Annotated in this window: 22 protein-coding genes; 9 read left to right on the forward strand and 13 right to left on the reverse strand. The window is 52.7% G+C overall.

The annotated features are described in order from the left end of the window. The 6 genes from LGT44_RS08345 to LGT44_RS08370 are packed head-to-tail and all read left to right on the forward strand — an operon-like array spanning position 1 to position 5,025. Entirely contained in the window at positions 1–1,041 is a 1,041-nt protein-coding gene (locus tag LGT44_RS08345) for a chemotaxis protein CheB (RefSeq protein WP_230331075.1), read from the forward strand. Then, complete coding sequence (locus tag LGT44_RS08350) at positions 1,022–1,495, forward strand: chemotaxis protein CheW (RefSeq protein WP_145466901.1); 474 nt, start codon at positions 1,022–1,024, stop codon at positions 1,493–1,495. Before LGT44_RS08345 ends, LGT44_RS08350 begins: the two co-directional genes overlap by 20 nt. A 57-nt stretch (positions 1,496–1,552) precedes the next feature. Beyond that, the gene (gene waaC / locus LGT44_RS08355) at positions 1,553–2,578 is read left to right on the forward strand and encodes a lipopolysaccharide heptosyltransferase I (protein WP_230331076.1); all 1,026 of its coding nucleotides are present in this window, start codon (positions 1,553–1,555) and stop codon (positions 2,576–2,578) included. After that, complete coding sequence (locus tag LGT44_RS08360; RefSeq protein WP_230331077.1) at positions 2,571–3,227, forward strand: putative nucleotide-diphospho-sugar transferase; 657 nt, start codon at positions 2,571–2,573, stop codon at positions 3,225–3,227. Before waaC ends, LGT44_RS08360 begins: the two co-directional genes overlap by 8 nt. Positions 3,228–3,229: 2 nt before the next feature. Continuing rightward, on the forward strand, positions 3,230–3,946 hold the full coding sequence (locus LGT44_RS08365) for a polysaccharide deacetylase family protein (RefSeq protein WP_230331078.1): 717 nt from the start codon (positions 3,230–3,232) through the stop codon (positions 3,944–3,946). Positions 3,947–3,984: 38 nt separating this feature from the next. Beyond that, a complete protein-coding gene (locus LGT44_RS08370; protein ID WP_230331079.1) occupies positions 3,985–5,025 on the forward strand; it encodes an alpha-2,8-polysialyltransferase family protein in 1,041 nt (346 codons plus the stop codon). On the opposite strand, the gene LGT44_RS08375 is transcribed toward LGT44_RS08370, so the two are convergent. The 11 genes from LGT44_RS08375 to LGT44_RS08425 form a co-directional block, all read right to left on the reverse strand. Then, a complete protein-coding gene (locus LGT44_RS08375; protein WP_230331080.1) occupies positions 4,985–6,256 on the reverse strand; it encodes an O-antigen ligase family protein in 1,272 nt (423 codons plus the stop codon). The two genes, LGT44_RS08370 and LGT44_RS08375, sit on opposite strands and share 41 nt — an antisense overlap. A 92-nt stretch (positions 6,257–6,348) precedes the next feature. Next, entirely contained in the window at positions 6,349–7,413 is a 1,065-nt protein-coding gene (locus LGT44_RS08380; RefSeq protein WP_230331081.1) for a polysialyltransferase family glycosyltransferase, read from the reverse strand. A gap of 262 nt (positions 7,414–7,675) precedes the next feature. After that, entirely contained in the window at positions 7,676–8,749 is a 1,074-nt protein-coding gene (locus tag LGT44_RS08385; RefSeq protein WP_230331082.1) for a glycosyltransferase, read from the reverse strand. 29 nt (positions 8,750–8,778) lie between these two features. Beyond that, positions 8,779–10,410: a phosphoethanolamine transferase gene (locus tag LGT44_RS20140; RefSeq protein ID WP_230331083.1), complete on the reverse strand. Its 1,632-nt coding sequence runs from the start codon at positions 10,408–10,410 to the stop codon at positions 8,779–8,781. A gap of 127 nt (positions 10,411–10,537) precedes the next feature. Next, the gene (locus LGT44_RS08395; RefSeq protein WP_230331084.1) at positions 10,538–11,464 is read right to left on the reverse strand and encodes a glycosyltransferase family 2 protein; all 927 of its coding nucleotides are present in this window, start codon (positions 11,462–11,464) and stop codon (positions 10,538–10,540) included. A gap of 50 nt (positions 11,465–11,514) precedes the next feature. Beyond that, complete coding sequence (locus LGT44_RS08400) at positions 11,515–12,540, reverse strand: hypothetical protein (RefSeq protein WP_145466882.1); 1,026 nt, start codon at positions 12,538–12,540, stop codon at positions 11,515–11,517. Beyond that, on the reverse strand, positions 12,533–13,666 hold the full coding sequence (locus tag LGT44_RS08405; protein ID WP_230331085.1) for a capsular polysaccharide export protein, LipB/KpsS family: 1,134 nt from the start codon (positions 13,664–13,666) through the stop codon (positions 12,533–12,535). Before LGT44_RS08405 ends, LGT44_RS08400 begins: the two co-directional genes overlap by 8 nt. Positions 13,667–13,751: 85 nt before the next feature. Then, complete coding sequence (metF, locus tag LGT44_RS08410) at positions 13,752–14,576, reverse strand: methylenetetrahydrofolate reductase [NAD(P)H] (protein ID WP_145466878.1); 825 nt, start codon at positions 14,574–14,576, stop codon at positions 13,752–13,754. Between the two features lie 77 nt (positions 14,577–14,653). After that, positions 14,654–16,036, reverse strand: a complete 1,383-nt coding sequence (gene ahcY, locus LGT44_RS08415) for an adenosylhomocysteinase (RefSeq protein ID WP_145466876.1) — start codon at positions 16,034–16,036, stop codon at positions 14,654–14,656. 55 nt (positions 16,037–16,091) lie between these two features. After that, positions 16,092–17,303 carry a methionine adenosyltransferase gene (metK, locus tag LGT44_RS08420; protein WP_225691456.1) on the reverse strand — a complete coding sequence of 404 codons (1,212 nt, stop codon included), beginning with the start codon at positions 17,301–17,303 and terminating at the stop codon, positions 16,092–16,094. Between the two features lie 43 nt (positions 17,304–17,346). Beyond that, entirely contained in the window at positions 17,347–18,375 is a 1,029-nt protein-coding gene (locus LGT44_RS08425; RefSeq protein ID WP_225691457.1) for an ArsR/SmtB family transcription factor, read from the reverse strand. A gap of 198 nt (positions 18,376–18,573) precedes the next feature. On the opposite strand from LGT44_RS08425, the gene LGT44_RS08430 reads away from it, so the two are divergent. Then, positions 18,574–18,738, forward strand: a complete 165-nt coding sequence (locus LGT44_RS08430; protein ID WP_230331086.1) for a hypothetical protein — start codon at positions 18,574–18,576, stop codon at positions 18,736–18,738. A 6-nt stretch (positions 18,739–18,744) separates the two neighbouring features. Here LGT44_RS08430 and LGT44_RS08435 read toward each other — a convergent pair whose 3' ends face one another. Next, entirely contained in the window at positions 18,745–19,539 is a 795-nt protein-coding gene (locus LGT44_RS08435; protein ID WP_230331087.1) for a MipA/OmpV family protein, read from the reverse strand. A 188-nt stretch (positions 19,540–19,727) separates the two neighbouring features. Here LGT44_RS08435 and LGT44_RS08440 point away from each other — a divergent pair, with 188 nt between their 5' ends. Continuing rightward, on the forward strand, positions 19,728–20,891 hold the full coding sequence (locus LGT44_RS08440; RefSeq protein ID WP_230331088.1) for a sensor histidine kinase: 1,164 nt from the start codon (positions 19,728–19,730) through the stop codon (positions 20,889–20,891). After that, positions 20,888–21,529, forward strand: coding sequence for a response regulator transcription factor (locus LGT44_RS08445; protein ID WP_225691462.1), 642 nt, complete (start codon positions 20,888–20,890; stop codon positions 21,527–21,529). The genes LGT44_RS08440 and LGT44_RS08445 overlap by 4 nt, the downstream gene beginning before the upstream one ends. A gap of 3 nt (positions 21,530–21,532) precedes the next feature. On the opposite strand, the gene LGT44_RS08450 is transcribed toward LGT44_RS08445, so the two are convergent. Further along, positions 21,533–23,380, reverse strand: a complete 1,848-nt coding sequence (locus tag LGT44_RS08450) for a methyl-accepting chemotaxis protein (protein WP_230331089.1) — start codon at positions 23,378–23,380, stop codon at positions 21,533–21,535. Between the last annotated feature and the right edge of the window lie 52 nt (positions 23,381–23,432).

Consider the following 23,432-nt stretch of genomic DNA (forward strand, 5'->3'; position numbering starts at 1 on the left):
ATGGCCTTGCCCAGGGTAGGCATCCTGGCCGACGACCGGCTGCAGCAACACCTGCTCAAATCCGCTTTGATTCATTTCGGGTTTGATGTGGTGATTAACACCGATCCGCAGCGTTTTGTGCTGCTGGATCACAGTGAGCTGCAACTGGACGCCTGGTTGGTGGATCTCCGTCAGGAAGACGACGAAGAAAATATGCAGTGGCTCGAACAGCTGCTGGATGGCGATGTGCCGGTCTTGCTGGGCCTGGAAAAAGCGCCGCAAAAAACCTGCACCACGTATCCGAAATGGGAAAAACGCCTGTACGGCAAGATGCGTGAAATCATCAAAGTGACGCCGGTGGTGGCCGAAGATGTTTCCGTGCTGGATCGTCTGAATACACCAACAACGTCCCCCCGTATTCCGCTCCCCGGTGTGTTTGCCAATCAGGATTTTACCGGTAAAGCCGCGGCTCAGGTCTGGGTGCTGGGAGCGTCATTAGGCGGGCCGGGAGCGGTCAAAGATTTTCTTGACGCCTTACCCGGTGGTTTACCAGTGGCGTTTATTTACGCTCAGCATATCGATCCGCGCTTTGAAGAATCGCTGTGCAAGACCATTGGTCGTCATGCGCAGTATCAATTGAAAAACTTTGTTGCCGGTGAAGTGCTGAACTGCGGTGAAGTGCTGGTAGCGCCCATCAGCGATGAATTCCGTTTCGACAGTAACGGGCTGCCACACAGTCTGGAACGTGCCTGGCCAGGCCCTTATGGACCATCCATTGATCAGGTGATTCTGAATGTGAATGACTACTTCGGCCAGCGGGCCGGGTATATTTTGTTCAGCGGCATGGGCAATGATGGCTCTGAAGCGGTAATGAGCCTGAATGACAGTAAAGTGCCGGTATGGGCGCAGGCACCGCAGAGCTGCGCTAATGCCTCTATGCCGGAAAGTGCGATTGAAACCAATCGCGTTAACTATATCGGCGACCCTTATCAGCTGGCACTGCAGCTGGTGAATTGCGTTAAACACAGCTGGATAAATATTCATGAGCCAATCCATCACTAAAACCAATACACCGGATCAGGTCGATTGCCTGTTGATTCCGCTGAAGGATAAAAACCTGCTGCTGCCTAACGTTTCGGTGGCGGAAATTATTCCTTTTTCCCATCTGTTAACTACAGCTTCCAGTGTTGACTGGATTCTTGGCCGTATCGACTGGCGTGGTACTCCGGTGCCGGTGTTATGTTATGAAATGCTTAACCGCCAGGCTGCTCCGGCTCCCAACCCCAATGCCCGCTTTGCCATCGTGAATGGTGTGGGTGCCCACCCGCAGATGCCTTTTTATGCGGTGCTGGTTCAGGGGATTCCAAGTCTGGTGCATATCCGCGAAAGCGAAATTCAGGAAGTAGAAGCCATGCATATGGGGGACTATGACCAGAGTGCAGTCAGCATTGGCCAGGATGCTGCCATGATTCCTAATCTGGAGCTGGTTGAACAGGCACTGTTACGGCATATCTGACACAGACAGTCATCATGCCTTTATTTTCGTAGCAGTTGCTTACGAATGCGCGGATCTATGAAACGAATTCTTATTATTAAGATGTCTGCTTTGGGGGATATCTTACATACGCTGCCGGCTGTAACTGACGCCTTAAAAGCTAATCCGGATATCTGTTTTGACTGGCTGTGTGAACAGCCCTTTATGGATGTTGCCCGTTTGCATCCGGCTGTCAGGCAGGTTATCGGACATCCGCGCTTACGCTGGAAAAAAAATCGCTGGTCGATGCAAACGCTGCGCGAGCAGTTGTCGTTTTATAAAGCGCTGCGGCACGAAAAATACGATCTGGTGATTGATGCCCAGGGCCGGATTAAATCGGCACGGGTCGGCTGGCTCAGCGGCAGTCCGGTGGTCGGACTCGACAAAGATTCAGCTACGGACTCTGAAACACGCTTATTTTACCGCCAAGGGTACAACGTACCACGCGATATGAATGCTGTGGAGCGGGTGCGTAAATTGTTCGCACAGGCGTTGGGTTACCAGTACCAGGGGGAACCTGATTTCGGTATTCAGGGTCACAGGCTGGATAATGCTTTTCCTGAATATACCGGTGCCTGGATTTGTTTTCATGGAACGACCTGGGCGTCCAAGCACTGGCCTGAAGCTAACTGGATTGACCTTCTGGCTCAGGCAAAACAGGAACAGCAAATGGTGTTGCTTCCCTGGGGGAGTGAACAGGAAAGACAAAGGGCGGAACGACTGACCACGGAGGCGCAGTGGGGTGTGGTGCTGCCGAAACTGTCGCTGTGGCAGTTATCCGGAATTATCAGTCGCTGCGCTGCTGCTGTTGGTGTTGATACCGGCCTGATGCATATTGCGGCTGCCTGTGGTGTGCCTACCGTTTCAGTATTCGGCAGCACCAGTGTTGCCTTAACGGCTGCCCATGGTGAGCGGGTGATTAATCTGGCGTCTTCGTATTCATGCTCTCCCTGTCTGAAAAAAGTATGTCCCCTGAATGAAGAATCACCGCCCTGTTATGCGGAATTAAATGCGACCAGAGTCAGGGATACAGTAAGAGAACTGTCAGGTAAACATTGTGAATAAACTGCTTGTGTGTGGTTTCTATACCGAGAGCTATCGCGACGACATTGAGCGTCTGGAAATATCTCTGAAACGTTTTTCGATGGACTATCAGTTCACTCCGGTTGAGCCACAAAGCTGCTGGGAAGCAACCACAGGTCTAAAGCCCAGGGTGCTGCGCCAGTGTTTACTGGATAACCCTGAGCGCGATGTTCTGTACATCGATGCCGATGCATTTGTGCGGCGCGAAATTACCGGCTTCGATGACTTTGACGGTGATATTGGTATTCACTTTAATGAGCAGGGTGGTAAGCGCGCGTCACACAGTATCCGCACCGGGACGATTTTCCTGCGTAATACGCCAGCTACGCTGGAGTTTCTTGATCAGTGGATTGCCAAACAGGCACTGAATGAACACTACTGTGATCAGGACAGTTTTCAGCTGGCCTACGACGAACCCCATACCGCGACCTTCTTTAACCTGCCGGTTGAGTACGTAAAAATTTTCGACAAGGATAATGTGAAATCCTATATCGAACATTTCCAGGCCAGTCGCCGCAATGAAGACAATAAAGCGGTCAGCCGTAAACGGCAGAAAAAAGTCCGTAATCTGATTCTGCTGCTGGTGAATTTTGCGCTTTATGCTCTGTTTTATTATCTTGGGGGACTGTAGAAATGGCGGCAAACAGAAAACTGGCCATCCTGATGTACCACCAGGTGGGTGATTTCAGAAACATAAAAACGCTGAAGGCAAACTATTGCTACTATAAGCGTTTTGCCCGACAGATGCTGATGCTGAAACTGACCGGGCAGCATGTTATTCCAATGAGTGAAGTGCCACGTTTTCTGAGTGGTGAGGGAGAATACCCTGAGCGCTGTGTCGCCATTACCTTTGATGATGGCTACGAGAATTTTTATCAGTATGCCTACCCTGTTCTGAAAAAATACCAGCTTCCTGCCATGGTTTATATCGTATCCGGTGAGCTGTCCGGGCGATCGGAATGGCTGAAAGAGGATGGCCATCAGCCGCAGCCGTTAATGAGCCGTGAGCAGATTCGTGAGGTGCATGCCAATGGGATTGAAATCGGCAGCCACAGTGTCACCCACCCAAGACTGGCTCAACTGGATGCAGATGTTTGTCTGCAGGAATTACAGCAGAGCAAACAGAATCTTGAAGAGCTTCTTGGTGATACGGTTGATCATATCTGTTACCCCTATGGCAGTTTCAGCGAAGAGGTCGGACAGCAGGCAGCCAAAGCCGGATATCGTGTAGGCACTACCACGGTGAAAGGTCTGGCACTGCCTGATCAGAATCTCCTCAGTTTACCGCGCAAAGCCGTGTCGTTTAATGATGGTGTACTGAAAACCTGGAAAAATATTCACAGATTATGAACTCTGATTCACGGACGAATGCCGAGCATGGTCAGGATATGACAGGGCATCTTTTTATCGTTGAGACTGAACTGCAACTGTTGGCAGCTATGGCGATAGAAGATCAGTATTTATCGGTGGACCGTGATGTTGCCCATTACTTCGTGACATCAGATAAGCTGCAGAATGCGGCGGCTGAACGGGGAAGAAATAATCTGACCTTGCTGGACCGTAATCACCACGGCGGTCTGCTGGGTAAGATCCGTTTTATTAAGGAAAATACCCGCACAGTGTTGAATGTTGCTGAATCTCTTTCAGTGGGTAGTGATTCCTGCGTTTTATATATCCCCCGTATAGACGATATTTATAACAATGTTCTGACTGCTCAGTTCAGGAGAAAGAAGCTCGGCAAGGTCGCACTGTTGCCGGATGGTGCATTAAATATCTTCAGCAGTAATATCACTGCCGCCTGCCGTAAGAATTTAAAAAAGTGGAGTCTGAAACTCAGGATTCTGGCGCCGGGCTACCGCGTTCTGCAATATGACGGCGACGAACTTGGGGCAGATTCTGAATGGATTGATGTTATTTATTCGTTCTATGGTCTGAATACTGGTTATTGTGCGGATAAAGAGCGTTATATAGCGTTCCCTGTACAATTTTCAAAGACAGGTGAATCTGATAACGCAATTATTATTGGACAAAATTTCCTTGCCTATCAGCAGACCAATCATGACTTTGTCGCCACAGTTACTGCTGAGATACATAGCCTGCTTGGTGTATTGAAGCCTGAACGTGTTTTTTATGCCCCTCATCCACGCGCTTTAACGGCAGAGTTCAGAACAGATGGGATGGAACCGGTTTCCGGTCCTTACCTCTGTATTGAGGAAATAATTGCTGTGCTTGGCTGCCGTTATGTTATTTCCTGCAACAGTACAGCTCTTTTTACTGCCCGTCTGATTGATCCATCCATCCGGTGTTATGCTGTTGGTGCAGAGAGCTCTCCCATTCAGAATCAATATCAGCGGGAGAGTCTTCTGAGTGCTATGCAGGATGCCGGGATTAACGTTGTAACGCTGCCTTCTGCTGTCCATGCAACATAATACCGAGCATTACTCCCAGTAACGTCAGATGTTTTTCAGCAATAAATCGTATAAAGAACCCATCGACGGTTAAGGAATAACCGGCGATTGTCAGCGTGATAATCACCACTGCATATTTATGCGGAAAGTCAGGCCGGACATTCAGGCTTTCCCGGCAAAGAGAAAATCCAAACGCCAGCAAACAGGCAAGGCCTGTCAGTCCCATGGTCGCCAGGGTATTAAAATACAAACTGTGGGCCTGAACGAAATAGCGTTTCCGGCCTTCTGAGTTGAAATCGCAGCCAAGATTCGGATTCTGGCTTGCGGGACGGAACTGGTGGGATCCAACACCGAAAACAGGCTTCTTTTTGGCCATGCATATCGCGGCTTCCCATTGCTTTAGTCGCAGGCCTGTCGAGCTCAGATTATTTCCGCTCCCCTGAACGTAACTGGTTAAATTTTTTACAGCGCGATCAATACCAGACTGTAACGGTGTCTGGTATATGATGACCGACAGAAGTGTTCCGATCGCGAGACTGGCAAAAATGACTTTCACACTTCTGAAATGGATAATGAAAAAAAGAAAAATTACTGGAACAGCCAGAAAGCTGCCACGAGTACCGGAGGCTATTGCAGCATATAGGTACAAAATAGCTGTAATCGCAGCTGTCATTGCAAAAATTTTGCTGCTTTTCCAGAATGACAGGCAGAAATAGGCAGAAATTGTAGTCAGGAGGAAAGCACCATTACCAAATCCGACGGAATTCTCATCCCCAAAGACTCTGCGTACAATTTTAAAGCCACCTAACTGGTCATGGGTGACCCAAGCATAACTGATACCACCGAGTAATAATGCAAAGATCAGCTGAGGAGCACGCAGGCCTGAGAAATAAATACCGGCGATTATCAGCGGCAGTAACAGCAGACGAAATTCAGGTTCCAGAGTTTGCAGGTCTGCCGGGTAGTCCGATAGCAGTAATGAAATCAATGCCACCAAGAAAAAAGCAAAACCTGCCAGGATGGTTTTGCGGTAGGGCACCAGAGCACGGATTTTTACTTTGCCGGATATCAGAACAATTAAGCCAAGAATCCAGAGTACAATGCTAACGTCGGTTGCTACTGATTTTTTGATGGGTTGTGCGATCAAAAAAATTGCGACAAACAATGTAATAATATAAGACAGAGGATTAGCAGAGATATCACGCCAGAGATTTTTAAATGGGCTGGTCGTATGGTTGGTAATGTATGTCATTCGGTTCCTGCAAATATGTAAGTTTTACTATAGCGGCGATGTTATATGAGAAGAGACGTCATGATAAAAAGAGCGCTAACACACCGTGTGTATCAGCGCTGATCAGGATGAGAGATGGCTTCCATTGTAGTAATGCCAATATTTTCAAACAGTTTGTAGAAATCAGGCTTCTCAGAAGTAAATGCTGTCACTTTTAAGGTCGGTCGGAGCCAGCGTGCCATGACCATTGTTGAAGATAAATCGCCCCACACTTCACATTGATCTGACAAATAGGGGAGCAAAGCCTCAAAACTGACCTGAGAAGGTAGCAGGCAAACACCTTCAGCAGCGAGTGACAATGGATCCGGCTGTTTATTACGGGGATGGTATTTGACGGCAACCCGCTTACCTTGTGTGCTCTGTTGCCGGATGATAGCGAGGATGCGTTTCTTATAGTCCGGGTCTCGCTCAAATAATGACTCATGAGGCAGTGTGACAAAAGTATCTATCTCTGCCAGAGCGGCTGGCTCAACTCCGTTATTCAGCATCATCATTTCTGACAGCTCCAGCATGGCCGGACTGTTGAAACGGGAAGCATCAAGCGGTGTTATATGCTTGCCGCGTAATAACGGATGTACCAGGTCGGGAAAGGCCGGATGTATATAACTTATCCAGTCGGAACCGCCGATGGTTGGAGGATTTTTCCACCACATACCATAACTGATTTTTTTAATAAAATTATCAATGATCATGTCCTTGAATGAACGGGAGGCTTTTCTGCCCACATAGGTGAATACTCCCTCGTCCATATAATGACCAACAGGATTGCAACCAAGAGTTGTGGCCGCGTGCATGGCAAACTGGAATTCAATACGGCGGTCATTGCCGACAAATATATGTTCCGGTAACAATTCGGCCAGTTTACTTTTCAGGGTGCTAAACAGCTGTCTGCGTCTTTTCAGTTTATTCAGCAGGCCGGGAAAACGGCCATAGTATAAATTGACAGAAGAAAAAGGGGAACCGGGCCAATTACTGACAATATCGTACAGCGCATACGGTTTTCCCTCGGGCTGATCGATGAATATCAGATGAGCATCCTCACCGGGACGTCCGGCAGCGATAGCTGCGGCGGTATAGAGGTGGAGAGTTGTTGATGCGAAGTAAACTGAGTTAGCCATACGGGGTCCATGTACAGTTAGCGCTGCAGTCTACCTGTCCGGGCTGGCGAGCGGCAAATGTTTCTCTGCAGATATTCAGAGTCTTACCTGACCTATACGTACGGAATCAGAATTAATTCGCTTTGTACGAATACGGAATGCTTCCGGATCTGTTGCTTTCCTGAACAAAGAGTGTAGGCAACGAAATTACCCGAGCATGGCTGTTTATGCTGCTGGTTTTATATCTGCCGAGGAAACAGCGGCGGTTAAGCCAGCGCGTCTTTCAGGCTGTGCTGCCGCTGAAAACCAGCTTTAAATATTGATTGGCAACGGACTCTACCGCATAGCGGCTGACATCCAGACTGGACAGTTCGGGATACTGGTTCAATGCCCGGGACATCGCCTGACTCAGTCCGGCGACATCACCCACCGGCACCAGATAGGGTTGCAGATCGCCGGTCAGAACCTCTTTAGGTCCGGAAGGGCAGTCGGTTGAAACAACCGGCGTGCCTATAATCAAGGATTCAACCAGAACCCGTGGCAGGCCTTCGGCTTCAGATGCCAGTAGTGACAGGCGGGCGTTGGCGATTAAACGATAGGGGTTCGCATCCCAGCCCCAGAACTGGACCTTATCCTGCAAGCCATTCTGTTCACAGAAAGACCGCAGCCGCTTCTCATCATTACCTTTGCCGACCAGTACCAGCTTCAGGTTTTGTGCATTCATCATCTGAAATGCGCGGATAAGATCCTGCTGGCGCTTTCGTTTGTTCAGTGATGCTACATAGACAATATAATCGCCATCCGGCAGCGGACCATCCTGACTTGCGAGTGAGCGGATTTCTTCGATCTGGTAAGGGTTGGGAATAACGGTAATGTTATCCGCCTGACAACCCAGATTATTCACCAGATCGTCTTTGATGCCCTGCGACAGTGCAATCAGTTGCTTGTTACGGAAGCGCCGGCGCAGGCGCAGGATTTTTGATGCGCGTTTCAGAAACTTCCATTTCGGATCTGTGATCCAGGCGGTCGGAGTTATATGCACCGAACAGACTTTCTTCTTTGCCTGAATGGCATCGTAAAATTCTGGTTTGGAAGTAACAAAAAAATCATAGTTACCTTCCTGAGTAATGCGTTCCAACTCAGGCCTGGCCTTCTTTTTATTTGAAGTGCTGAGGACTATCTGGTTCAGATTATTGGGCAGCGGGTAGTCTGCATGCGCTGTCAGGGTAACAAGATCAACTTTATGCCCCAGTTCTGCAAAGCGGGTACAAAGAGTCAGAATGGTTTTCTCAGCTCCGGCACCATTCAATGAGCCAAGCAGGGCACCAATCCGGTAAGTTTTGTTCTCTGTACTCATAGTGCCCCGCAGTCAGTGATTTGGTCAGATTATCGGCTATTTCTGAGCTGCGTATCATAACCGGTTTTATAAACCATGCGTACAGCGGGCGGCTGATACTGGTCCGAAATCAGCCCGGCTTCCGGATTTACATTGGCGGAATCTATAGCCATCACCTGAGATGCATAATGATAAAAGCTGTCCAGCATAAAAGGGCTGCTCTCATGCGTTCTGTAGCTGGTTATCCGCTGTTGATCGGATGACCAGAACACAAAAGGAATTTCAAACATGTTAGGTGTCAGGTTATCCGGGCTGTGTCCTTTCAGGTTTGCCTGCTGATAAACCTCTTCGCCATGGTCAGAGAAATAGGTGATGGTTGCCACCGCGTCATTCTGTTTTTCTTTAACCAGCGAGAATAATTGCTGCAGGAAAAAATCGGCAAACAGAATTGAGTTGTCATACTCATTAATAACGTCGATAACCCCCTGGTCCGGTTGTTCTGTATAGGCGCTGACCTGTGAATCTTTAAAGACCATAAAGTCATCCGGATAGCGGTTTTTATACTGAGCGTGACTGCCCATCATGTGAATAAAAATCGCTTTGTGTGGCGCCGGATCTGCCAGAGCTTCACCAATCCGGTTCAGCATGAAAGTGTCATAACGGTTTACTTCCACGCCATTAAAATCGTTGCTGATGTAATAAGGGTGGTCGGCCTGATGAGCGATAGAAGCAATGGTTGCTCGCAGCGGCTGCTGGTTGGAAATCCACCAGGTTTCATAGCCAGCCAGATTGGCAATATCGATGACACTCAGAGCGTCACGGTACTGGTCGCCCTGATCAGCACTTGCTGCCGTCAGGGCAGCACGCAGTGATGCCTGGGTCTGGGCATGACTGCTGATGACGTTATCGAATACGACCAGTTCATCTTTAATGCTGCTTAAGAATGGCGTTGTATTACGGTGGTAACCATAAATACCCATGTGGTTGCGGCTTGCGGATTCACCAACAATAAAGATATGAGTCTGTGGCTGAGTTTCTTTCAGCACAGCTTTGATGTCGGTTTCTCGCAGCATTGTCTGGCGTCGCTCGAATTCTTCCTGCAGGGATACACTGCCTCTCAGGTAAGAAGGCACGGTGCCGAGGACGCCGGGAATTGTATCGTGAAAACGTCCCATTACGGTCGTGCGGTAGGCAACGACGGCGATCAGAATAAAGCCAAGTACCATCGTGACACGGCGGGTTCTGCTGCCGGTTCCTTCTGCCGGGCGCATAAAGCGCAGGCCCAGAAAATAAATACTCCAGTGCAGCAGCAGCCAGGAGGTCAGGGTCATGGAGGAATAGGCAGCAACAAATTCAGAAACTTCACTGCTGTCGGTGTAAGCAACAGCCTCCAGAGTAGCAGTGGTAAATACCCCGCCGAACGATACTGCGTAACCAATATCCAGACTGCCGCTGATAGCAAAGGGCAGCAGCATCAAAGCAATGAAACGGCGCTTTTGCAGCAGGTAAGCCAGCGTCGCCAGAATAAACGACCAGCCAATGCGTGAGTTATATTCACCTTCGCGGACAAAGTCTGAATAAGTCAGTTCAAGGGCAAGAGGCAGCAGCAGCAGCAGGGCAATCCAGAATAATGGTGCCCGGGGTAGTTTCAGGTTAAGCATGGTTTCTCTGATGTTAGTCACTGACACTCCCTGCGTCATAAGCGTTACCCATCCATGGACGAATCCGGATAAAGCGCTATTTTAACGCGGTTCGTCGCAGCTGTGCGCGGTTACATCAGTATTTTATATAGGACAAAGCGTCCCATGCTCAGGCAGGACGGTTCAGGCTGCGTTCAAATGCGTTAACAATGGCGGGACATTTTTCTGTCAGACCGATGCGGTTGGTGGTTTCAATGTCACTGGCCGACAGAATAAACTTACCGAACTCCTGCTCCAGTAAACCCTGCTCATACAGTTTTACCCAGCGCCGGTAATGGTCGCCCATGCGGGCATTGGTGTCACGCAGCAGTCGCTGGCGGTTGATGATGTTGGCTTCAAACTGGGCGTAATTGCGGATCGGATAGTGGTAAACCACAATGCCGCTTTCTTCGCGGGCGTTGATCCAGCGCCAGCCATGCTTGGCGCGGTGGTTGCCGCCTTTAAGCTTAATCAGGCCGTGTGGATTAACGATGGTTTTCGGACTGATTTTTACCAGCAACATCGATACGGCAGTGTCATTAATCTGGGTGTCTGAACTGTACAGGATCGGGTTCTTTACCGCGTACTGCGCCTGACTGTAATGGTAACCGGGCTGCACGCACTCTTCGGTCAGCACCATATTGCGGCGCTTGAGCGTGACTACGGAATCATCGGCATGCAGATGATCTTTTAAGCTGGTGCCTTCGGCTGCGAGCCAGAATTCATCGGCATCGTTGGAAATGACCAGATCGGCTTTTAACGCTGTGCGTGCGTAGTCTGCCAGCTGTGTCATCCACAGTGCCTGCTGGTAGTTCTGTGCCGGCTGATCGATAACGTGCAGGTCAAACTCGTTTTTCAGTGTTTCCAGCAGCTCACGGGTACCATCGGTCGAACCGTTGTCCATTACCGCAAAACAATCAACACCCTGCGCCGCATGGAAACGGATATTGTCTTCAATAATATCGATTTCGTTACGCACCAGCAGTGTCATCGCCAAACGGATCGGGCCTTTGCGGGTCAGGCGGTGTGTCCAGTACTGCAGTGTTTTATGCAACATAATGGTCTTCGTATTAGCCGTTAATGGCGCTGCGTTGGCAGCGCGGTCACTCAGGTTGGGGAGGTTGTCAGCCGGATACCCAGCGTGGTCAGCAGTTGCTGCCAGCTGGCATCGGTATCTGCCCGCACCGCTGCGCTGACATCCAGCTCAGGTCTGAGCCATTTGGCGGTCAGCAGAGCGGTGGATACGTCGCCGCTGATTTTACAGTGTTGTGGCAGCAGAGGTAACAGCATTTCCATCGGAATAGCGGCAGGTACCGCCCATGCCCGCGCGGGCAATTGCCAGTGGCTGGTGGCCATTTCAGTACTCTGCAGTTCGCTGCTGGTGCGCGGATGGTGTTTGTAAGCGATGTCGGAACCACAATTATCGAGCCACTGTCCCAGCGCCTGTTGCTGGTCGGACATCACCGAACTGTGCGGCAGTAACAGTAAGCCATCGAGGGTGTTCAGTGACAGGGGCTGGTCGCCGAGGCAGATCTGCGCCAGTTGCGCGAACTCCACACGCTGCAGATTATTTGGCAGAGGCTTGCAGGCTTTGTTCTGCAGAATCGGCAGGGCGGAATCCGGGAATGCCAGTATCGAGTGATCAATCCAGGCTGAAGCGCCGATGGCCGGTGGCTGTTTCCACCACCAGCCGTAAGCCAGTTTCTTGGCCATATTGTCCAGCACCTGATCTTTCAGCCAGTGCGTTTTGCGTCCCAGATAACTGTAAGTGCCGTCATCCAGATACACGCCACGGGCGGTGCTGTGTGCCATTGCAAACTGAAATTCAATGCGGCGGTCGTTGCCGGTATAGATCCAGTCCGGTTGCAGTTCGCTTAATCGCTGCTGAATCTGCTGGAAGGCAGCCAAGCGCTGCTGGCGCTTGCCTTTGCCGGATGCTTTTTCCGACAGCACGCTTATGCGTGTGAAAGGGCTGTTTTGCCATTGCAATAAAGCATCGCGGAAGGCAGCGGTAGTCGTGGTCTGATCAATCAGGCCCAGCTCGGCCACATCGCCTTGTGGCAGCTCGAAGGCAACCATGGCTGCGGTCAGCACATTAAACGGAGTGGAGGCCAGAAACAGGTGTTTAGCCAAGGGCTTTTACCTCGCGCAACAGGTGCGCACAGGCGGCCTGAAGGTGCGCGTCGTCGGCTTCCTGCCAGCGTCCGGGAATCTGATAACTGTGCTGCAGGTAATGCAGAAATCCCTGACGCACTGTTGGGTTCGGGCTGAATTGCGCCAACTTGGGCAGTTGCTGTTCGAGCTCGTTCTGGCTTTGTGCGCTCAGCGTCAGACCGGGCAGATTATAAAATGCCTGACCCAGCACCAGAGTATTGATATTGGCGATGATCGCCTCGATACCCACAGTAGAGTTGATGGTTGCTACGGCATCGGCATGGGCAATCATGGCCTGAGTGTCACCAGTTAAGCGCAACTGAATTTTCTGCGATTGCGTACTCAGTTGCCGGGCGAGTTCAGTGTAATCCTGATCGCACGACGGGTGAGTTTTCAGCACCACATCCGGCATGTTTTCGCCCAGCACTTTTTCGGCAGCAAGCAGGGCCTCGGTCAGGGCAAACATATCCTGCAGCCAGGGGGAAAACAGCACCACCTGACTATCGGTATTCACCTGAAACGGAATGAAAATATAGTGTTCGGGCAGATCTTCCGGACGCTCAAACACGGGGCTGGGCTGCAGATTGCTGTTACCGGAGCGGGCAATAAAAAAGGCCGGATCGCGAGGCACCGAATTAAGGAAATTGACCCCCAGAGCGTCAAGTGTGGTCATTCCCGGCAGCAGGCCATTTTCCATGACCAGAACCTTAATGCCGAGTGACTGAGCGGCGGCAATCACAATACGCTGGCGGAACTTCAGGCCGTTCCACAGCACCATATGAGTTGCCTGGCTGGTTGCCAGTGCCTGGCGATAAACAGCAAACAGCAGATATGCTTCGGCCAGTTTCACACGGCGGAAATAACGCCAGTAATCAGCACTGCGGCTGCGGCCTTTACGGCTGTTCTTTTTTTCGCGCAGGTGGTCATCAACAATGGTTGCCAGTTCAGCACGTTGTCCCGGAATCTGGCCGAGCCAGCGCAGGTCGCACCACAGCAGTTTATGCCAGATAACGCAGGCGTCGATGTCCTGCTCCTGCAGGCAGCTGCTCAGGCGATTAAAATATTGCTGATGGACACGCCGGGCGGCGAAGAAGGCGATTTTCATGCTGACTCCTCGGATCAGCCGCAGAGTGTATCCTAACCGCACAGAAAAAGGGAAAGCTCAGCCGCATGCGGCTGAGCGGAAAGCATCAGACCAGATTTTTCCACACCGCCAGGCTGGGTTTAGCCTGATTCAGGGTGTAAAAATGCAGACCCGGTGCGCCACCATCAAGCAGACGACGGCACATGTCGGTAACCACTTCTTCACCGAATTTCACAATGCTGTCGCTGTCGTCACCGTAGGCTTCCAGCTGCTTGCGGATCCAGCGTGGAATCTCAGCACCACAGCTGTCAGAAAAACGTGCCAGCTTGCTGTAATTGGTGATCGGCATAATGCCCGGAATAATCGGGATATCGACGCCCATCGCACGTACACGATCAACAAAATGGAAGTAGCTGTCGGCGTTGAAAAAGTACTGGGTAATGGCACTGTCGGCGCCGGCTTTCACTTTGCGTACAAAGTTTTGCAGGTCTTTTTCAAAGCTGCTGGCCTGTGGGTGCATCTCCGGATACGCCGCCACTTCAAGGGTGAAATGGTCGCCGGTTTCCTTACGGATAAATTCCACCAGTTCGTTGGCGTAACGCAGCTCACTGCTGGCCAGACCGGAGCCGGATGGCAGATCACCACGCAGGGTCACTATGCGTTTAATGCCCAGTGCCTGGTAGCGTTGCAGCAGGTCGCGCAGATCGGCAGTGCTGTCACCGACACAGGACAGGTGCGGTGCAGCGGCGATACCACGTTGCTGGATGGCCTCAACCATGGCAAAGGTACGGTCACGGGTGGAGCCACCGGCGCCGTAAGTTACCGAGAAAAATTCCGGATCAAACGCTGCCAGCTCATCGCGCACTGCGAGCAGTTTGCTGGTGCCTTCGTCGGTCTGGGTCGGGAAAAATTCAAAACTTAAAGTGGTCATGCTGACCTCGTATTCTGCGGCTGTTGGCCGTCTGTTGAGCGGTTATTCAGGCCGGGGGCAAAGCCCCCGTTCTGTTATTAATACTTGTACGCTTCCGGCTTGAACGGGCCATCAACATGTACGTTGATGTATTTCGCCTGATCCGGAGTCAGCTGGGTGATAACACCACCGAAGCCTTCTACCATGTCACGGGCAACTTCTTCGTCCAGCTTCTTCGGCAGTACTTTCACATACACGCTTTCCGCTTTTTCCGCTTCCATCATGCTGGCGAACTTACGCTCGTACAGATAAATCTGTGCCAGAACCTGGTTGGCGAAAGAACCATCCATAATGCGTGACGGGTGACCGGTTGCGTTGCCCAGGTTAACCAGACGGCCTTCAGACAACAGCAGCAGGTGATCGTCGGAGGCTTTATCGCGGTAAACCTTATGCACCTGGGGTTTGATCTCTTCCCACTCCCAGTTTTTACGCATAAATGCGGTGTCGATTTCGTTATCGAAGTGACCGATATTACACACCACAGCACCGGACTTCAGTGCTGCCAGCATGTACTGATCACAGACGTTGACGTTACCGGTGGTGGTCACCAGCAGGTCGGTGTTGGCCAGCAGGGTTTTGTTGATGCCTTCTGCGCTGCCGGTGTTGATGCCGCCGACATAGGGGGATACAACTTCGTAACCGTCCATGCACGCCTGCATGGCACAGATCGGATCGATTTCTGTGACTTTAACGATCATGCCTTCCTGACGCAGGGACGCGGCAGAACCTTTACCCACATCGCCGTAACCGATAACCAGTGCTTTTTTACCGGACAGCAGGTGATCGGTACCACGTTTGATGGCGTCGTTCAGAGAATGACGGCAGCCGTACTTGTTGTCGTTCTTGGATTTGGTCACGGCATCGTTAACGTTGATGGCCGGTACTTTCAGCTCGCCTTTGGCCAGCATTTCCAGCAAACGGTGCACGCCGGTGGTGGTTTCTTCAGAAATACCGTGGATGCTGTTCAGCATGGCGGGATACTTGGAGTGAACCATCTCAGTCAGGTCACCACCGTCATCCAGAATCATATTGGCATCCCATGGGGTGCTGCCGTCTTTTTCCGACAGAATGGTCTGCTCAATACACCACAGGAATTCTTCTTCGGTTTCACCTTTCCAGGCGAATACCGGAATACCGGCTGCTGCAATCGCCGCAGCAGCGTGATCCTGAGTAGAGAAAATATTGCATGAAGACCAGCGTACTTCGGCACCCAGATCAACCAGAGTCTCAATCAGTACCGCGGTCTGAATGGTCATGTGAATACAACCCATGATCTTCGCGCCCGCTAATGGCTGAGACTCTTTGTATTTACGGCGCAGCGCCATCAGCGCCGGCATTTCGCTTTCAGCGATTTTGATTTCTTTACGGCCCCAGTCGGCCAGCGCCATATCGGCAACTTTATAATCGGTGAAGGTTGTCATAATAACGTCCTCAAAATGGTCGCCGGGGATGCCGGCGGCCTGAAAAATTAGTGTCTTATAAACCGGCGGCTGCTTTCAGGGCGTCGACTTTGTCAGTACGTTCCCAGGTGAAAGCGGTAAAGGTTTTGGTTTTTTCTTCGCCATTTTCTTTGTAGCTGTAGCTGGTTTCGAACGGCTCACGACCGAAGTGGCCGTAAGCAGCGGTCAGCTGATACATCGGGTTCAGCAGTTCCAGCTGGTTCTGAATGGCGTATGGACGCAGGTCGAAGACTGAGCGGATGATTTTCGCCAGCTCAATATCAGAGACTTTGCCGGTACCGAAAGTGTTTACCGAAATAGAGGTTGGCTCAGCCACGCCGATGGCATAAGACACCTGGATCTCGCAACGGTCAGCCAGACCTGCAGCAACCACGTTTTTGGCAACATAACGGCCCATATAGGCGGCTGAACGGTCAACCTTGGATGGGTCTTTACCAGAGAATGCACCACCACCGTGACGGGCCATACCGCCGTAGGTATCAACGATGATCTTGCGGCCGGTCAGACCACAATCGCCAACCGGACCACCGATTACGAAGTTGCCGGTCGGGTTGATGTGATACAGGGTGCCTTCGTGCAGCCACTCTTCCGGCAGTACATGCTTGATGATGTTTTCCAGAACCGCTGCGCGCAGGTCTTCAAGGCTGATGCTCGGATCGTGCTGGGTAGACAGAACGACGGCATCCACTTTTGGTGAGCCGCTTTCCCAGTTAATGGTGACCTGAGATTTGGCATCCGGACGCAGCCACGGCAGAGTGCCGTTACGGCGTAATTCGGACTGACGCTGTACCAGCAGGTGAGCGTAATACACCGGCGCAGGCATCAGGTTTGGCGTTTCGTTGGTGGCGTAGCCGAACATCAGGCCCTGGTCACCGGCGCCCTGATCTTCAGGCTTGGCACGGTCAACACCCTGGTTGATATCCACAGACTGCTTACCAATACCATTCAGAACGGCACAGGTCTGGCCATCAAAACCAACGTCAGAGCTGTTGTAGCCGATACCGGTGATGACTTCACGTACGATATCTTCGAGGTCAACGTAGCAGGAGGTGGTCACTTCACCGGCGACCACCGCCATACCGGTTTTTACCAGAGTCTCAACCGCAACGCGGGCGTATGGGTCGCGGGCAATAATCGCATCCAGTACGGCATCAGAAATCTGATCGGCAACTTTATCCGGGTGGCCTTCAGACACCGACTCGGAGGTGAAAATGGAATATTCGCTCATGGTAAGCCCTCTTGATAATGGTTAGCGCGCAGGCGTCCGGCTGTTATTTCTGGCCGTTCGCGGCTGCGCGGTAAAACAAACGGAACTGGATCTGAAACCCGTTCCTTAAACCTAAAAACTGACTCTGGCCTTCATTCAGACCAGCTTCCTGCGCCCAGGCGGATAAATCCGCCGGTTCGAATCCCAGCCACAGATCGCCGCAGGATTCTCTGGCCCAGACCTGATCGTGACGACACAGATCGGTGACCAGCAAAGTACCGCCATCGCGCAACAGCTGTGCGACATCGGTGAAAATAGTTTTCGGTGCCGGCACGTGGTGCAACACCATATTGGCGACGGCAAAATCAAACTGACCGTCCTGCTGTGCGCGCAATGTGCTGGTGTCGCCCAGCACACAGTGCACATTCTGCAGCGCTTCGCGGCTGATGGTCTGCTGCGCCTTGCTGAGCATGTCCGGCGAAATATCCAGTGCCGTTACGGCACTGAAACGGCGTGCCAGCTGGGGTAAAAATGCCCCCTCGCCGGGACCGATTTCCAGAGCGTAGCCAGTGCTCACCGCTTTTCCTGCTTGTCCGGTCAGGGAGGCAAGAATGGTCGTCAGGGCATCACCATACTGATCCCAGGACGCGATCAGATCCTGTTGCTCTTTAAACTCACCGGCATGGCGGGCAAAGAACTCAGCACAGGCTTCAGCGCGCTCGCTCAGTACCTGCTCAACCGCGCCGCTGTCCAGCTCGGACGTTGCCGCATCGATGGCGCTGAACAGCGACTTTAACCACAGGCTCCAGTGACCATTAGCGGTCAGCAGCGGACGGCGGTAAAAAATACTGTTGCCCTCACGCTGGCTGCTTACCAGTCCGGCCTGGGCCAGCACCTTTAAGTGATGGCTCATGGCGGACTGTTTGATGCCAAACACCTGACACAGCTCCAGTACACCAAACGCGCCCTGACCCAGTAATTGCAGAATTCCCATACGCAACGGGTCGCCGGCGGCTTTTGCAGCCTGTGCCAGTTGCTGCAGGCTCATTTCTGTCGCTGCGGGTAATTCAGATAAGGGGGTCGCGGTGTTCATGCTGCGCAGTTTAGACGCACAGGAAATCTATATCAATTTTTTTTGATATAGAATTTCCGGTCATCGTGGGTATCTGTACCGTGATGGTGGGTTTGATAGAAAAATATAATAAGAATCTTTTGAAAATACGATTTCGGCTATTTGTTGTGAGTGCGTACTCTCGAGGCTATTACAACAGGCTCTGGAGGGCCAGCCGCAATGAAACAGGTAAAAAATATGGTCAGCAAGGTTTTTGGCAGTCATCAGGATGGGCAAAAAGCGGCCCCTGCATCAGTGGCGCAGACCGCAAAGATTCAGATCTGTAACTACGCCGACAACTACTACGGTGACCGGGTATGTGTGCACCGTACGGCTGAACAGTGAGCAGGTTTATGGCGTGGTCCAGCTCAGCAGCAGCATTGCCTGACGGCTGACCGGCTGGCCGACCAGCGGGCTGTCCTGCAGGGTGTCGTCCAGCCACTCCTGCTGCCAGCGCAGGCGCAGCAGCCACTGCGGACTGATGGGCCACAGCGCCTGCAGCGTCAGTTGCGGATTAAACGCCTGCTGCGGCTGGTATTCGGGGCGCAGTGCGTTGCTTTGTTCCGGGCTGATGCCATACACATAGCGGCTGTAAGATTCGCTCAGCCAGCGTGTACCGGCAAGCAGCTGGGCGCGCGTACCGCCCTGCAGATAAAACAGGGGAAGGGTGATGCTGGCATCGGCGGTCAGTGCGCCGGAGTGCGAAGACATATCCTGCTCGACACCAGCATTCAGCCAGCCCCAGCCGCCGCGCAGCTGCAAGGTGGTATCGCCACCATCGCTGCGATAGCCATCAAATACCGGGTCATTGCTGTCGGCTTTGCCCCATAAGCGGCTGTCGTACACCTCATCCCGCAAACCGATGCCAGTACTCAGGCTGAGGCTGTTTTGCTGCCACTGATACTGCAGCAGGGCGCCATCGACGCCCAGGCGCCAGTTGCCACGCCGGGCTGACAGCAGCGGAAAATTAAAATGTTGGCTCTCCGCCTGCTGCCAGGGCGTTGAGCGCTGCAGCGTGCCGGCGCCATATTCCAGCTGCCAGTATTCAGCCGGAGCCGTTTCACTGGCATACAGCGCCGGGCTCAGTGGCGCCATGCACAGGCTGCAGCTGACTGAGGTGAATAAAAGATAGATAACCTGATTCATACGTCCGTCGCTCCGCCGGTCAGTGGTAACCGATGCTAGAGCGGCGGGGCAGCGCTGCCTTGTGGCAAATGTCACGACAGAGGTGCGGCGGCAAATGTCACGACAGAGGTGCGGCGGCACCGGGCCGACAGGCAGAAGATGACATTTGCCCTATTCAGCAACGGCAGCGCCTCTGGCACACTGCGGCCGTGAACAGAATCAAACCCAACCTCATTATTGCCGCCGATATTATTCTGGCGGCACTGACCATCGGCTTTTTGGCTGCGGCGCTGATCTTCCTCTGGCTGGGCCAGGTGGAGGCCGTTACCCGGGTGCCGGCGACCCCTGCCTGGATCGCGCTGACAAGCGGTCTGTTCCTGCTGAATCTGGTTGCGAATGTGCTGGCACGTCTGCCGCCCTGGCGTGAGGCCCGGCGCCCGCCAGTCTGGTTGTGGCTGGCAATGGTCAGCGCTCTGTTGCTGATGTTGCTGTTTGGCAGCGGCATCTGTGCGGTACTGTGGATTCTGGTGATCGCGCAGTTACCGCGTTATTTCAGCTGGCGCAGTTGCCTGCTGGCCGCGCTGCTGGTGCCGCTGCTGGTAGGCCTGTATCAGGGGCTGTTGTTTGATCAGGACTTTGTGCTGATCAACACCGTGCTCTATGCGCTGTTTAACCTCTTTGCGCTGTACATCTGTTTTACCCTGCAGGCGGAACAGCAGGCGCGGGAATATGCCTCGCAGCTGGTGCGTGAGCTGAAAGCCACGCAAAGCCTGCTGTCGTCGGCCAGCAAGCGCGATGAGCGTTTGCGTATTGCGCGCGAATTGCACGACCTGCTCGGGCACCATCTGGCGGCACTCAGTATTCAGCTGGAGATTGCCCGCCATACCGAAGCGCAACCGCGGGATCACGCCATTGACCGCGCCGGAACTATTGCTCATCTGTTGCTCAGTGATATGCGCGAGGCGGTGTCTGAATTCCGTGAACGGCGCGGGCTGGATTTGCGTCAGGCGCTGACCTCCCTGCTGGAAGCGGTGCCGCGTCCGCGGGTTTGGCTGCAGATTCAGCCGCGTCTGATAATTGATGATGTGCACTGCGCCGAAGTGATACTGCGCTGTGCGCAGGAAGCGCTGACCAATATTCTGCGTCACAGCCAGGCCAGTCGTGCGGCTATTGTATTGCGGCAACAGGGCGCCAACCTGCAGCTTACGGTAGAAGATAACGGCGGGCTGCGGCAGCTGCCGGTGCCCGGTAATGGCATGCGTGGTATGCAGGAGCGGGCGCAGGATATCGGTGGCCGCTGCGACTGGGAATGTGGCCTGCATGGTTTAAAACTTACACTGACCCTGCCCTGGGATAATGGACTGCTCGTATGATCAATGTGGTGTTGATTGAGGATCAGCAACTGGTGCGTGAAGGCATCCGCACTCTGTTGCATCTGCGCCCGCTGTGCCGGGTGGTGGCCGAAGCCAGTGACGGAGTGCAGGGACTGGCGGCCATTGAAGAGCATCAGCCGGACGTCATCCTGCTGGATATCCGTATGCCGAATATGAGCGGCACAGAATTACTGGCAGAACTGCACCAGCGGCGCTGCAATATACCGGTCCTGGTGCTGACCACCTTTGATGACCATGAACTGGTGCTGGAATGTATGCGCCGGGGGGCTCGTGGTTATCTGCGTAAAGACGTGGCGCTGGATGAGTTGCTGGCCGCGATCGAAACCCTGCATCAGGGCGGGCAATGGGTACAGCCGGCGGTGACGAGTAAGATCAGTGAGCACCGCCTTGAGCTGGAGTTTGACAGCAGCACCAGCCTGGCCGATGAGCCACTGACAGCGATAGAGCTGCAGGTTCTGCGGCTGGTGGCGGCAGGTTACACCAATCAGGAAATTGCCGGAGCCTTGCATAAATCGACAGGCACGGTGCGCAATCAGGTGTCCTTTATTCTGGCCAAACTGAATGTACGCGACCGCACCCGGGCGGTGCTGAAGGCCATTGATAATGGCCTGCTATAACGCTCAGACGCGGAAACGCGACAGGTTTGAGCTGATATCGTGACTCAGGGTATGCAGCTGGTGAGACTGCTGGGTTGCCTGCTCAACGTTAGCCGCCAGATCATCCGACGCTGCCTGAATGGCGGTGGCAATACGGCTGATTTCTTCGGTGGCGGCATGCTGCTCACGCGAGGCATTGGCGATGCTCTGTGAACGGCTGGAAATATCGTTCAGCGCATCGGCAATCGCGGTCAGGCTGTCGGTCACCTGAATGGCGCTGCCGGCGGTTTCGGCGGTCAGCTGTTTGCTGGTTTCCATAATACCCACGGCATTCTGGCTGTGGTGTTTCAGGCTGTCGATCATTTCCTGAATTTCGCCTGTGGCTTCGTGGGTACGCTGGGACAGGGTGCGAACCTCATCGGCAACCACGGCAAAACCACGGCCCTGCTCACCGGCACGGGCAGCCTCAATGGCGGCATTCAGCGCGAGTAAGTTGGTTTGTTCGGCAATGCCCTGAATCGTCGCGAGAATACCGGTAATCTGTTGCGCCTGACTGTCGAGCTGATTAATCACTTCGGTGGCACTGTCCATCTGTTGCGATAAGCCATCCATGCGGCGTTTATTTTCCTGCGCATTCTGAATGCCCTTATTACCTTCTGCGGTTGCGCTTTGTGCAGCATTGGCAGTATCGGAAGCATTGGTCGCGACTTCGGATGAGGTGGAAGACAGCTCGTTAACAGCTACCGCAACCTGACTGATTTCGTTCTGCTGCAATTGCACCGCCTGATTATTGTTTTCGGCATTTTCGCGTGCAGATTTGGCAATGCCATCCAGTTCGCGGGAAGAGTCGCGGCTCTGGGAAACCAGTTCATGGATGGATGAAACAAAGACATTGAAAGAGTTACTCAGTGCGCCAATTTCATCGTGCCGGGTCACCTGCAGGCGACGGGTTAAATCCGCTTCGCCCTGAGCAATGTCCGACATCGCACTGTTAAGCACGACCAGTGGTCGTAACAGGTAAGAGATAATCATGCCGGCAATCAGGGTTACCACTACGATAGTCAGAATGCCGATCAGCATGCTTGACCAGCGCAGGGTCGCCAGGCTGGCAAAGGCTTCGGCCTTATCCATCACCAGCAGCAGACGCCAGTCAGTACCGTCGATGGAGTAAAGCCCGACCAGGCTGTTGCGCTGATTAAAGCTGGCCTGCTGGATTTTATTCAGCTGCAGTTGTGTACCGTTGCCGAGAAGAGCAGAAACATTTTTACCCAGCAGCTTCTGATCCGGATGGACCATAAAATCGCCTTTGCTGTCGAGCAGGGCAGCATAGCCACTGTCTCCGAGCTCGATACCCAGTACTTCTTTTACGATGGCTTCGAGAGAAATATCCCCACCGATCACTCCGCCACGCAGCGGCTCGGCAAAGGTGACGATTAATTCGTTGGTGGTAACGTCAACATAAGGCGCTGTCAGAACCTGGCGTTTTTCTGCCATGGCCTGCTGATACCAGGGGCGGGTGCGCGGGTCGTAATCGGCTGGTAACTCATCATCCGGACGCATGATCATTTCGCCGCTGTCGGTGCCCAGATAGAGGAACATATAGTCACCGGATGTCAGCCCCTGTTCAATCACCGTTATACGGTCGCCATTAATTAATGCTTTGGCGGTGCCACTTAAGACCTGACCTTTATTATTGATCCAGCTGCTGACGTAGCGGCTGGCACGTTCACCGGTTACCTGAATGCGCTCACCGATGGCTTGCTCGAGACTGCTGCGGGCCTGCTCGTAAGTAAAAATGCCACTCAAAGCAAGAAGCACCAGAATGGTGCCACCGACGGCGAGCATCATCTGTTTACGGATACTGTTACGCATAGGATTTATCCTGAAAAACGGGCTGTTTTCAGCATAGATCAAATATTGTACT

The sequence above is a fragment of the Thalassolituus alkanivorans genome, assembly GCF_020447205.1.
Classification (GTDB): Bacteria; Pseudomonadota; Gammaproteobacteria; order Pseudomonadales; family Oceanobacteraceae; genus Venatoribacter; species Venatoribacter alkanivorans.